This is a genomic window from Hahella sp. CR1, assembly GCF_029813005.1.
In the GTDB taxonomy this organism is placed as follows: domain Bacteria; phylum Pseudomonadota; class Gammaproteobacteria; order Pseudomonadales; family Oleiphilaceae; genus Hahella.
Genome location: NZ_JAPELK010000006.1, coordinates 363,074 through 376,607, shown reverse-complemented (window position 1 = coordinate 376,607; position 13,534 = coordinate 363,074). Strand labels below are relative to the sequence as shown.

Below are 13,534 nucleotides of genomic sequence, written 5' to 3'. Positions count from 1 at the left end.
TTCGTTGTCATTAATTCGGCGGACAGGTCGCTTCCGTCTGGTCCGCCAATCACTCAATCACAATACCTGTGATGTCAGGTCCTGTTTATCACTGCTCGGCGCCGCGCAGGCGCGACTGTCCTGCAAGCCCGCTAACTCGCTGACCCGCGCTTCAATCCATGGCGCCGCCTGATTATCGGAGAACAGATAAAAATGGCCGCCGGTGAACACCCGCTGCGTCAGCGGCGCAGCGAACGCCCGCCGCCATCCCGCCAGGCGGGACACCGGCACGCGATTATCGCTGTCTCCTCCCGCGATAAACCCATGAACATCCAGCGGCGGCTTCGGCATGCCGGCCAGGGCCGCCAACAGCGTTAGATCATTGCGCATCACGCCAATCACATAAGACCGCAACTCAGGGTCCGCCAGCACCTCGGGCGGCGTCCCTTCGTACTGCTCCAGCAAACGCAGGATCTCGTCATCGGACAGCGACTCCCGAGGTCTTCCGCGCAGGTCAACAGGATCGATGTAGCCGCGCGCGGAGAGCATCACTCCCAGGCGTATTTCCGGCGCCTCGCTTCTGAGGCGATGGGCGGTCTGGTAAGCCAGCTCCGCGCCCAGGCTGTGACCGCATATCATCAACGGCTTATCGCGCCCCAGTTGCAATCGCCCGATGGCGTCGAGAATCTCCTCAAGGACTGCCTCGGCGTCGGCGTTAAGAGGCTCCAGAAATCGCGCGCCTCTTCCCGCTAGCTCAAGGCAATAGACTTCAATCGAATCGGACAGATTCTGCGCCAGTTGCATATAGGTGTAACTGGAGCCTCCCGCATGATGCATAAACAGCAATTGCGCGTCGGCATCCGGCCTGTTTTTCGCAGCAAACAAGACTGAATCAGACAAGGCTCACTTCCTCCCTGGCGTCAATCCCGGAAATGGCGCGCTTCTGATATACCGACTTGAACGCCGACGCTGCCGCAATGGGAGCGCCGGCAATCCATCCCGGACCGCGCGCGCTTTTGAATTTAAAATAGTCGTCGTACTCTGGGCTGGTGACGAAGTTGTAAGTCAGGGAAATGCTGGGCGAGAGGGTGTGCACCTCATGGGGCAGCCCTTTAGGAATCAGCATGATCTCCCCTGGCTCCAGATCGAAACGCCAAATCCTGTCCGCTTGTCCGCCAGGCTCATTGGCGGCGGCGGGCGAATCGGGGAAAGATCGTCCTTCCGCAAGGGTTCTGGCGGAGCCTTCCAGCGACGAAGAAAAAATCCATCCCGCCTTTTTTCCCACCACCTGACACAACACGGCGTTGGTGCGCATACCGTCCACATGCAGACGGGTGCAGGCGCCAGGCGCGGAGAAATAGAGTCCCCAGTCCTGACACATCCGCTTGTTAGGCTCTAAAGAGCCCATCTGCACCCAGGGAATCCGGTAGCCGCTCTGCGGTAGAAAATAAGGTCGGCTCCAGTGCCGCTGAATGCGCTGAAACGCGAGGAAGCTGAACGACTGCGTTTTCACGCGATGACCAAATCCCCAGGTAAACAACAGGTGCTTGAGGAAGGAGTCGTAGGTATAGCGCAGGTAGTCCAGGTCATTGCTCATACACCCCAGCTCCACCTCAGGAAGCGTAGCAATCTGCTTCAGGTAGGCGCGCAACTCGACATTGTCTTTTGGTTTGAATCCCGCATCCTGCAAGCGTACGGACAGGTCGCCGAACTCTTCACAAAAGAAGTCGAAGTTCCAAAGTTGCTGCGCCGGCCAGTCCTGCAATCCATCTGTGACAATCACGGGTTCATTGCGCATCAGATAGCGCTCACTGAACGCCGCCGAGTCAATACCCGACACTTTCTCCACCTGACGGTAATCCGCCCCTTGCAGACGCGACGCCGCCTCGCTCTCTTCAATCAACGGCTGCGTTTCCCGTTTGCGCCGATAGATGCTGGCTTCTTCATAAGCCCATAACGCCACATCGCCCAGCGCATTGCATATATCGCCAATAAAACTCATAACCGCCCTTCCCTAAAAATCAAATTCTAAGTCCACATCCCTGTCCGCCGTTTGCACAGCGTCAGATTGGACGGGTTGGTAATCGAGATTTTGCAGTAAGTCCTGCACTTCTGTTTCCGGGTCCGCGAGGATGGCCCCCAACAGTTCGAAGTAGTATTGGAACATCGCTTGTATCGTCGTCTGGTCAAACATGTGATTGCGATATTGGATAGTGCAATCGAAGCCCTCCCGGGTTTCAGACACCTCCAGCACCAGATCAAACTTCGCAGTATCCGAGCCGATATCCAGTCGCGACAATCCTGCGCTCTGGCTATCTTCCGCTGCGCCGTTGAGGCTTTGCGGCAAATACCCGAAAACCACATCGAACAGAGGGTGTTTACCCTGGCGATGCTGACAATAGGATTCCGCGCTCAAGTCCTGTAAAAGCGCGCTCATGGGATAGGTTTGATAAGGCGCGCACTCAGACCACTGTTCGTTCAGATCCAGCAGATAATCCGCCACCGGGAACTCCGCCTCCGGCTCAATCTTGAGGGCGAGCATGTTGACCAGATACCCGACCAGTTGCATTTCTTCCGGCTGCGTGCGTCCGGTAACTGGAACGCCAAGCAGTAACGATTCCGTGCGGGCGATCTTGCTCATCAGCACGCCAAACGCACCGAGGAAGAACGTAAAGGTCGGCAGACCCAGGTCCTCGCACAGATGTTTGACGTCCTCGCTGATCTGCCGGGGCAGCGCCTGGATCAGCGTCGCGCCCCGATTGCGCCCGGATTCATCGCCGTCATCGCAACCGTCCACCCGCGGCAACGCCAGCGGCGCCGGCAAGGGTAATAAGTTGGCGAGCCAGAACGCTTTGTCCTTGCGGATTTTTTCCTCATTTTCAGACGCCTGTCGCACCTGACGGAACGCGGCGTAGCTGTATTCCAAAGGCGCCGGCGAACGCCCGGCGAGGAAGTTCTGCAAATCGTCTGCGAGAATGCCGAGGGACACCGCATCACAAACAATATGATGGACGACGATCAACACTTGATGCGGCCGCCCGGCGCCGGGGCTGGTTATCATCATGGCGCGAATAGGCAGCATGGTGTGCAGATCGAACGGCATGCCGGCGAACTGCTCCAGGCGAGCCCGATTCTCCGCCTCCGCCGCGGCGGGTTCGAATACCGCCAGACTGGTTTTGGCCTGGACCTGGGGTTCCATCATCAGGTTGGCGCCCTGTCGCTTGAACAGGCACTTCAGCACCAGATGCCTGTCAGCCACCTGCTCAATCGCCGCCGCAATATCTGTAGGGCTGTATGATGCGGGACATTCAAAGGCCACCGGCATGTTATAGCTGGCGTCCTGAAAGGTGGTCTGATGCATGTAAAGCAGTTCCTGATCCGCGCTCGCCAAGATGGGCGCGGCGGGATCAATGTCCAGCGCAGGGACTTTGACATCCTCCTGCTCCAGCAGACACTGACGTTCGATTTCGCGAATAGTCGGCTGCGCGAAAAAGTCCTGGATAGCAATCCGTTTACCCAGCTTTTTATACACTTTTTCCGCCATCACGATAGTTTTGAGACTATCGCCGCCCAGCTCCATGAAACGATCGTCGATCCCTACGCCTTCCACGCCGAGGATGCCGCTCCAGATGGCCGCAATCTCTTCCTGCAATGTATTGCCGGGCGCTGTAAACGCCGCCGCCACGGTCGCCGGCCGCGGCTTCAGCTTAATGCTGTTGACCGAGGTCGAAGCCTGTCCCTCGCCGTTCGCCGGGCGCCGACCGCCCCAGGCGTATAAACGATCGCTAAACTGTCCGGCGGAGAAGATCTTTTGATCCTCACGGTCGAACTCGCGCAAACTGCGTTCGAACAAGGCGGGAAACTCCGCTCCCAGCAGCGCCGTTTCGTTGGCGCCCCAGTCGTTGGCGTCTTTTGGCGACGCTTCCTCGAAGTGGATGGTCTCCCAGTTCACCGTCACCCAGCGGGTCGCCGCCAGCCGGTTGTTGCGCCGTTGGCTCCAGCCATCCAGAAACAGGTTCGCGGCCGCATAAGGCGCATGGGCGATTCCACCGAAAAACGCGGACATGGAAGAGGTGACAAAACAGGTCTCCACAGGCACGCTTTCGAACACCTGCGCCAGCGTCTGCGCAACCCGCGCTTTCGGCCCAAGTTGAGCCAGATAGCGATCTGCGTCGAGCTGGGCGAGCGGCGCAAAGGAATCGCCATCCGTCACCCCAGCGGCGTGAATCACCACCTGTATTTCGCCCAGACGCTGGCGAATGCTCTCAAACAGCGCCAGGGCGTCGCTTTCTGATTCCAGCGCATAGGGAAACACTTCCACCGCGCCAGCGCCGGCCGCCGTCAGTTCCTGCCGCAGGTCTTGCATGGCGGGAGAGTCCGCTGGCTGACGGCTGATCAGAGCCAGTCGCCCCTGAAAGCGCTGGGCGAGGGTTTTCGCCATCGCTCTGGCCATTCTGCCCCCCGCGCCGGTAATCACGAAGGTCCCGCCAGTAAAACTCGACGCCTCCAGCACCTCGTTTTCGTCTGCGTCAGGACAGCGAAAATCCTCGACAAACAATCCTTCTTCGCTCAGCTTCAAAGGCCCATGCATGGGAGACGCCAACACGCTGGCGAGCGCCGCCGGCGTCCATCTCTCACTGGGATTGCAAATCTCCACACAGGCGCACGCGATGCCGGGTATCTCCTGAGGCGCCACCAACGCCAGGGATTTCAACGCGGCGGCCGTCAGCACCTGATCGGCTTCCTGCTGCGGGTCGTCCACGGCTAAAAAGGAAGGCGCCAGCAAATAAATATGTACGGACGCATACCCTGAAAAATCCTCGTCCGTCAGCGCCCTGCCCAGTTCAGCAAGCGCCTGCAGGGACTCCGTATTCATTGACAGGCCGTCCGCGGGAAACGCCAGCGCCAGCATCAGGGATTGTTCGCGGCACGCGCCTGCGGCCAACTCCATCAATGCGCTGCGCAATTGCACTGAACATAAGGGGTTACCGTCCAGCACTTCGATATCATGCCGGGAGAGCCCTGCGGTCAGCGCCTCTGTCGAAGTCGGGGCGAGCAGCACGCGCCGGGCTCCGGGTTGCGCTTGGGTTTTGCGAAGACGTACGGGTTTCCAGAATGGCGTCAGCATGCCCGCCGCGTTTTTGGAGAGATTGCCGCCTTCCGGCGCCGACAGAACGTCCGCGATACGTCCCCAGGTTTTATCCGAGACATGGCCTGCGCCGTGATCTTCACGGGCGAAAGCGTAACCCGGAACATCCTTCAGGGGCGCTATGGATTGATCGCCGAATAGTGACGACGGCAACGCCTTTGCGGTGCCTGTGAGCCACTTTTCGATGCCTTCGTTATCAAGGGGAGCCTGTCTCCCATTCAGGGTCTCCGGCGCCAGTGACGCCAGGGTCGAACGGATCAGAGACGGCGTATCGCCATCCTCTGCGAGCGCCAGATAGCGTTCGATTTCCCGCATTAAGCCGAATTGGGAGTCCGCCGCCAGCAGCGCCCGACAGGGAAAGCTGTGACGTTTGCTCAGCGTAAGGGAGAGCGCGCGAAGATCAGGATTCTCCTGCGTCACCAGCCACTGGGACAGGGCTTCCAGATGCTGCGTCAACGACGCTGAGTTGATAGCGGAAAAAGGGAAGAACAGCGGTTCTCCCTGCTCTTTTTCGACAGCTTTCTTCGTCGGCGCTGGCGCATATTCCTGCAGCACGATATGGGCGTTGGTTCCGCCAATGCCGAAACTGCTGACGCCGCCGGTGCGCAGCTTGCCGTCCTGTGACGGCCAGAGTTCCGCCTCTGTATTGACATAGAAGGACGACTTTTCAAAATCCAGTTGCGGATTGGGACGCTGGAAATGCAACGTCGGCGGAATCACGCCGTGTTTGAGCGCCAGCACCGTCTTGATGAATCCGGCGACCCCGGCGGCGGAGTCCAGATGGCCGATATTGCTTTTAACCGCGCCCAGCGCGCACTGGTTCGGCGTGTCGCTGTCAGCGCCGCTCTCAGCGAACACCTCGCGCAAGGCCATGAACTCAATGCTGTCCCCCAATCCAGTGGCGGTGCCGTGGCACTCGATGAAATCCACGTCGGCGGCGTCCACTTCCGCCAATTGCAGGGCGGCGCGAATCACCTCCGCCTGCCCTTTCACGCTGGGGGCGGTGTAGCCTACTTTGCGGGCGCCGTCGTTGTTAATGGCGGAGCCTTTGAGAATCGCCCAGATGGGGTCGTTGTCGGCGATAGCGTCCCCCGCCCGGCGCAACACCACCGCGCCCAGGCCGCTGCCGAACACGCTGCCGCTGGCGTCGGCGTCAAACGCGCGAGTTTTGCCGTCTTTGGAGAACAGCATGCCCTCCTGATAGAGATGTCCATTCTGTTGCGGCAACAACAGGCTGACGCCCCCCGCCACGGCGAAATCGCATTCGCCGTTCAACAGACTTTGCACCGCCTGATGAATGCTGACCAGACTCGTCGAACAGGCGGTCTGCATGGTGAAGCTCGGCCCTTGCAGCCCCAGTTTCCAGGAAATCATCGTGCTCATGGCGTCTTTATTGGCCAATTGCGACGCCAGAAAACCGCCTACATTATCCACCTGTTCGGACAGCATGGCCTGCATGGTCCACTGCACGGTGCTGCGCGCCCCCAGAAACAGACCGATGCTGCGTCCGCGTTTGTCGGGGTCGACGCCGGCGTTCTCCAGCGCATGCCACACGCACTCCAGCATCAGCCGGGTTTGCGGGTCCATCAACGCCGCCTCCGCCTGGCTGTATCCGAAGAACTCCGCATCGAAATACTGCGCGCCGCCCAGCACGCCGTTGGCGGCCACGAAGTCCTTGTTGCGTATCTTGTTGGCGTCGTGCCCGGCCTTGAGCAGTTCTTCGTCGGTAAAATGAGAAATGCCGTCCACGCCCATGAGCAGGTTGCGCCAATACTCATGACAGTTGTCGGAACCGGGAAAGCGACCCGCCAGGCCGATAACGGCGATATCCAGATCTTCTCTAATTTCTACAACACTCATAATTCCATACCTTGTTAAACTCTCAGACGAGGTCGTCTGATATAAATCCTTGTGGTCCTTGCTGCGCCCCTGATTACTAAACCGGCTCGGGCTGACTTGCCGAAACGGGCTGCGCCAGGGAGAAATTTGCGGGCGACACGTCATCGGCGCCCAACCTGCGCAAAAACTCAACGTGATCCCCGTGCAGGCGTCGTATCAGCGCATTCGCCGGCGCAGAACGCTGCAACGCGGCGGCGCTTTTCTCATCGGCGTCGTCGGAGAGAAACACCCGCGTCGGGATACAATTCAAAGGGGACGCCGACAAACGCTCAGGGAAGCGCGTGGGCTGGATGAGCTGATGCTGCAACCGGTAGTAACGCCACTCCATAAACAGGGATGGCGAGGCTTCCCGCAGCGCCGCTTCGTCTTCGATCACCGCCAGCGCTTTTGCTGTCTCACTGTCTTCAGCGGACGCGGCGATATCCCGGAACAACGCCAGGAACTCCGCATACAGCGCCGGCCCGTCGAACACGCTGGTTTGCAGGTTGGGATCAAGAAACACCAGCTGCTCAACGTCCTGGCCTAATTCCGGACGCTGGGTCAGCAACGCCGCCAGCATTTCCGCCCCCAGGGAATAGCCGCCCAGCCACAGGGGACGCGCAGGCGTTTCTCGATGCGCTGCGGCCAGCGCCGATAAGGCGTCCGCCAGCGCCGTCTGCAACGCCTCTGCAGAAAGATCGACGGCCGCGCCGGGCTCCAGGGCCAGCACCGATAGCGTCACGGACCCCGCCAACGCATCCGCCAGCCCTTGCAGCTCAACCAATCCACCCAACGCGGGAGGCAGCAGCACCCACTTGGGAAGTCTGGCGTCGTCCGCATTCAGCAAGCGCTCCTGCAGACATCCCTCCACCATGGGTTGGGACTGGCGACGGGTTGCGATCAGGGCCCGCTGGGCGGCCAGGGTGGCGTGGCGAAACGCATCCACCGGACTGAAAGGGACGCCGAACCGCCTCTCGATCTGGCTGGCCAGACGCACTGCGCTCAAAGACGACCCGGACACCTGGAAAAAGTCCGAATCCGGCGTCAATGCGCCCTGGAAACCCAAACATTCACGCCAGCACGCCGCCAGTTCCCCTAGCTCTCCGTCCCAGGCCGGGTCCGTGGCGTCCGGCGCTGCCTGCGCGCGTTCACGCCACGCCTGAAACAGAGCGACGATTTGCGCCCGATCCAGTTTGCCGGTTTCGGTGCGAGGCAAACGCGCAACCGGGAAGATGGCGGAAGGCAGATGCGAGCGCGGGTAATGCCGCGCCAGATGCGCCTGCAGTCCCGCTCCGCCGTCTTCATCGCCTTCTATCGCCAGCACCAGGCAGGCCTCCGGCGTTCCCGCCAGCGCCACCGCCGCCCCCGCCGCGATCACGCCGGGATGTTGTCCCGCCCGGCTCTCCAGCTCGCCAAGACCGATAAAATTGCCTCGCACCTTGCAGCTGTCGTCCATACGTCCTTTCAGGAAACACTGGCCACTGGCGTCCACCATGGCCATATCGCCGGTGCGGAAATACACGCCCTGATCATCGCTCCCGAACTTCTGCGCAGTCAGCTCGGCCTCATTCAGGTAGCCATGCTGCGCAAAGTCTCCGTAGATCAACAGCTCGCCCCATTGACCTGGACGCAGGCGACGCCCTTGGGGGTCGATCACGGCGAAGGCGACATGATCGAGAGGCGCGCCGATGGACAGCATCGGCGCCGAATCCATATCCGCGCAGTTCGCCATGGAGACGGCGATACAGGTTTCCGTCGGGCCATAACTGTTCCAGATCTGGGTGCGCTCCAACAGGCGGTCGATATCGCCGAGGGCGAGAAAGTCTCCTCCGCTGATGCACACTTTAGGGAGCGGCTCCAGGTTCTCCATGCGGTTCCAGGCGGAAAACAGCGCCGGCGCCGCAGAAATCACATCGGGACGACGCTGCGCCAGAAACGCTTTCGCCCTGCGTTCGTCGAGCAGACTGTAGCGGTCCGTCACAAGACTGGTTCCCTGCAGCGCCCAGGCCAGCAGCACTTCTTCCAGATAGCCGTCAAAGCTGGGGGAAAACTGCTGGGTCACACGCGCCCCGGGTTGCAGGTTCAGCGTGCGGACCAGCGAGTCCAGATATTGCGCGACGGTCTGCGCCGCAACGCAAATGCCTTTGGGGCGACCTGTGGTGCCTGAGCTGTACAGTATCCACGCGATGGGATTGGTCTCCATGGACTTCAGGCTCGCAAACTGGCGCCAGTCGACGTCTTTGGCGGCGATCTCATCGTCCGCATTCAGCACGATATCCGGCTGCCCATGGCGAATCACTTCCTCTACACGGGCTTGTGGCGTTCCCTCCTCCAGGGCGAGATAAGTGGTTCGCGTCAGGAAACACGCCGCCAGAAACGCCTGCAACCGGCGTCCGGGACGGCCTTGGATCAGTGCGCGCCGAATCTCTGGACGGTTCAGACGCTCCGCATAGCTCCCGGTCAGTGACGCGAACTCGGCCCAACTCAGCTCGCCTTCGTCGTCAATCACGGCGGGGCGATCGCCCAGGGTCAGAAAACCATCGCGTAAAATATCTTCAATGGAGCGATACGCTTCACGCCGTTGCGCAGGCCGGAACGCCTGGGCGGCGGATACAAGCAGGTCCTGCAGCGACGGGGCTGAGTCGGCGCCCAACGTTTGTCGCAGAATATCGCGATAGCTCGCAGCAAGTTTCTCCATGCGCTCTTCCGGCAAAGCGGACGCCTGATACTCCAACGTCAGCCGGCAACTCTCCTCGGCGTGCAGCACCGTGAGATTTAACGGTCCGTGAGCTTCCTTGCCGACATCGTCGCCTTCTGCAGTCGCATCGCTGGCCTCGACAGAGTCGAAATAGGAATAGGCGACATTTAGCAGCGGATTGGAGCCAAACATTCTGGGGTCGTGACGCAGTAACGCAAATACTTCCTCCACCGGGAAAAACAGACGTTCCGTCGCCCGCCACTGCGCTTCCGCCAGAGATTTGAGGTAAGCGTCAAACCCTTCTGCGTCGCGATCAAAGCGAAACGCGCAAGGCGCCAGAGACACGAACATGCCTACGGTGTTTTGCGCCTGCGGCGGACGAAAGGCGTTCGCCACGGAAATAGAAAACGCGTCGCTACGGCCTTCCCGCGCTACGGCCAGCCCCCAAATTCCCAGAAAGAATACCGCCGGCGTGACATTGTGGCGGGCGCATAGACGCTTAACCGCCGCCAACTCGGTTGCGGCCAGAGACCAGGAGGTATATTTCACCCCGTCATCGTCATTCACCGCGCCATGACCGAAGGGATCAAAGTCGAGACCCTCAAGATAATCTTTCCAGAACGTCTGCGCTTCTTCCCAGAGCGGTTGCTGACGGGCGTCCGCCAACGCCTGCGCATAGTTGCGGTAGTTCAGGCCGGGTAAAGACGGCTGCTCCCCGCGCAAAAGCTGCTCGAACTCAAGCTTGAGTATCTCCAGAGACGGCTTGTCCAGCAGAATGTGGTGGACTTGCAAACGTAAACAAGCCCGCAGCGTTTGCGGCTCCATCAGGCGGGCTCGCAGTAACGGCCCCTGCTCCAAAGCAAACGCCTGCGTCCATGCCTCGTCAGAGGCGTTCAATATTTGCTCGGCGTAGAGCTGGGGAAGCGCTTCCGCGAAGGGCGTCCCCCGTCCATCAAGAGGGTAACGCGTGCGCAACATATCATGGCGGTCAATCAAGGCCTGTAGCGCTTGCGTCACGGCCTCGCTCCGGACTTCCTGAGGTATGGGTATATCCATCTCCAATACATAAGCCATCGAGTCGGGATGCAGACGGTACTGCGCGTACAACCGCGCTTCCTGAGGGGATAGCGCGCCCTGATCCACGCCACTGGCCGCCTTGTCCAACAGCCTGGAAAAAGTGTCCGCAGCGTTGGCCTGCTGTCCGCCTGAGCGGTCGTCTATCAGCGCCGCCAGGCTGGCGATAGCGTCGTGCTTAAAGAACTCCAACAGTGAGACTACCTGACCGAATTCCTGCTGTATTTCCGCCAGCACTCTGCCTGCGCGCAAAGAGTGTCCGCCTAAAGCGAAAAAGCTTTGATTCGCGCCAATAGCCGTGACGTCCAACTCAAGATGGCGGGCCCAGCACCCCGCCAGCCACTCTTGAGTCGGCCCCTGCGGACGAGTCCCCGCATCGACTGCAGCGTCACTGAGCGCCTGTTTCAGTTTTTGACGATCAAGCTTGCCGTTGCGGTTCATGGGCAGTTCCGACGTCAGAATAATCTGACTGGGAATCATGTAAGCAGGCATCCGCAAGAGCAGCGCCTCACGCAGATTGCGCTCGGATAGCTTCTCTTCCCCAGCCACGATGAACGCGCCCAGGCGCGCATGACCACGGCTGTCGGCCATGCCGATCACCGCCGCCTGAGAGACGCCCGGCAGGCCCAATACGGCTTTTTCTATGGCGTCCAGCTCCACGCGGAAGCCATTTACCTTCAACTGACGGTCTTTGCGTCCCAGAATCTCCAGTTCGCCGTCCGCATTCCAGCAACACAGATCGCCGCTGCGGTAGTAACGTCCTTGCAAACACCCTGTATTCAGCTGTAAAAACGCTTTTTCGCTCAGATCAGGCCGACTCAGATAACCCAGCCCCACCCCCGCGCCGCCGATTAACAGCTCTCCTGGCGCGCCTATAGGACAGGGCTGCATCGTATCGGGAAACACCACCACGCATTGGTAACCATTAAATGGCTTGCCGATGGTTATCTTCTGACCATCGTCCTGGATTTGCTGACAGGTCGTAAGTACGCCGGTCTCACTCGGCCCATAGACATTAAACAGCGCATAGTTGTGCTTCTGAAAAGCGCGGAGACTCTCACCGCCGAAATACAATTGTCGCAGGCCAGGAATATCGCCCAGCGCCATGATGTCTTCCGCCAGCACGGTTGTGGTGAACATCAGGTCGATGTGTTTTTCACGCAGAAATTCAGCGCACTTCGTCGCGTCCGCACGCACCGTCTCTGGAGCGATAACGATCACCACGTCTTCGGTCAACGCCAGCACGCACTCCAGGACAAAGTAATCAAACGTATGATTGGCCAGAGAAGCGACCCGGGAGTTTTGGGTTGGGTAAAGCGCCCGTTTTTCCTGGCAGATATTGAGCAACGCCCTGTGCGTGTTGAGGCAACCTTTGGGCTTACCTTCGCTGCCGGAGGTGAACACCACGCACAGCGCGTCGTCCGATTGTGCGGCCAACCCCTTGCTCAACGCCTCTTCCGTATTGAGAGTTGGCGCTGACGCCACGGTCTCCCCCGCATACTCCGGCAATAACAGTGTCCGACAACCCAGGGCGAGGAAGCCCGCCTGCAGATTTTCACAGCCGGCATCCAGCAGTACAGTTTGTGTCTGATGCGTCCTGGCGATATCGAGCAGCTGTTCGACAGGAGTGATATGTGACTGCAGACAAAACGGCTTGCCAATTTGCATACAGGCCATCGCCGCCAGCGTGGTTTCCACCCCTTTCGCGCCGACGATCAGCACACAGTCTCCCAACGCACCCCACTGGGGCCACTTGGGACTTTGGAGCAATGTCTCCGTGTAGGCCCGCAACTGGTGAAAGTTAACCGTCCGTTCGTCGCATTCCAGAAACACCCAGTCACCTCTATCGCGGGTCGCCGCCGCAACGGCTTCGGCGACATTGCGATAGCGCAGCGGCCGGGCCGGCGCAGGGGTAGACAGCGCGTCAATGCGCGCCTGTTCCGCCGCTGGAATCCAGGGCATGGACGCGAGCACGCCGCCCGGGTCGAACGCCATCGCCTCCATCAGCGTCCGCAGGCGCTCAAGCAGCAACTGCGCCAGCGCCGGGTCCACCTGATTCGGGTTGAAACACAGATGCAGTCGGGTCGCTTCGGGGCGCGCCTCAACGCCAATACAAAGCCTGTACTGAGAAGCGTCAACGCCTGCGCAGGGGACGCCCGTTTCCGAATATCCCACCAGCACCTGCGGCCCCGCCGACATGTCGCCGGACGCGCTTTGCGGCGACAGACCAGCGACCAATCCGGCGACCTGCTTCCACTGCCTCAGCTCCGCGCCGATCAGTTGTTTGACCCGCTGCGCCAATTCTGTTTCCGTCAGCCGCCACTGGGCGGGAATGACGTAAAGGCCGTCATTCGGACCTTGCCCCAGCTCTCCTGCGCCTATCGCCCAGTTCAGCGCGCCCAGGGACTCGCGACTGTGCACAAACGCCAGATGCTTGATACAGGCGGAGAACAGCGATAACCGATGCAACGGAGAGGCGGACGCCATCGCGTAAATCCGGCGGTTAAGCGCCTCAGGAAGCGCGCAGGTAATGGTCGTCGTCGCGTCCGCCTCAGGCGTCGCCTGCGCCATCACAAAAAACGGGCACTCCTGATAGTCCGCCGCCAACTGCTGGCGGACATAGGCTTTGAACGCCTGTTTCCTTGCATTCATTGCAATGGGATCATTCGTGAGCATTTCCATGTTTTACTGCTTCTCCATGTCTTTCTGCTTATCCGTGTTTGCCTGCTAGTACGTGGTTTTTTATCAGAACCCGT

Annotated in this window: 4 protein-coding genes; all 4 read right to left on the bottom strand. The window is 60.0% G+C overall.

Translation table 11 applies throughout. The features are described from left to right. Nucleotides 1-57: 57 nt before the first annotated feature. The 4 genes from ONV78_RS17100 to ONV78_RS17085 all read right to left on the bottom strand — a co-directional run bounded on the left by ONV78_RS17100 (nt 58) and on the right by ONV78_RS17085 (nt 13,460). Nucleotides 58-879 (bottom strand): alpha/beta fold hydrolase, encoded by an 822-nt coding sequence (locus ONV78_RS17100; RefSeq protein WP_279504910.1) that lies wholly within the window; start codon nt 877-879, stop codon nt 58-60. Beyond that, entirely contained in the window at nt 872-1,981 is a 1,110-nt protein-coding gene (locus ONV78_RS17095) for a cupin-like domain-containing protein (protein WP_279504909.1), read from the bottom strand. Before ONV78_RS17095 ends, ONV78_RS17100 begins: the two co-directional genes overlap by 8 nt. A 12-nt stretch (nt 1,982-1,993) precedes the next feature. Beyond that, nucleotides 1,994-6,988, bottom strand: coding sequence for an SDR family NAD(P)-dependent oxidoreductase (locus tag ONV78_RS17090; RefSeq protein WP_279504907.1), 4,995 nt, complete (start codon nt 6,986-6,988; stop codon nt 1,994-1,996). A 76-nt stretch (nt 6,989-7,064) separates the two neighbouring features. Then, nucleotides 7,065-13,460: an AMP-binding protein gene (locus tag ONV78_RS17085; protein WP_279504905.1), complete on the bottom strand. Its 6,396-nt coding sequence runs from the start codon at nt 13,458-13,460 to the stop codon at nt 7,065-7,067. Nucleotides 13,461-13,534: the final 74 nt, after the last annotated feature.

Bases quoted from the DNA above. Each gene is read 5' to 3' on its own strand.
- ONV78_RS17095 (WP_279504909.1), bottom strand. From the start codon at position 1,981: ATGAGTTTTATTGGCGATATATGCAATGCGCTGGGCGATGTGGCGTTA.
- ONV78_RS17090 (WP_279504907.1), bottom strand. From the start codon at position 6,988: ATGAGTGTTGTAGAAATTAGAGAAGATCTGGATATCGCCGTTATCGGC.
- ONV78_RS17085 (WP_279504905.1), bottom strand. From the start codon at position 13,460: ATGGAAATGCTCACGAATGATCCCATTGCAATGAATGCAAGGAAACAG.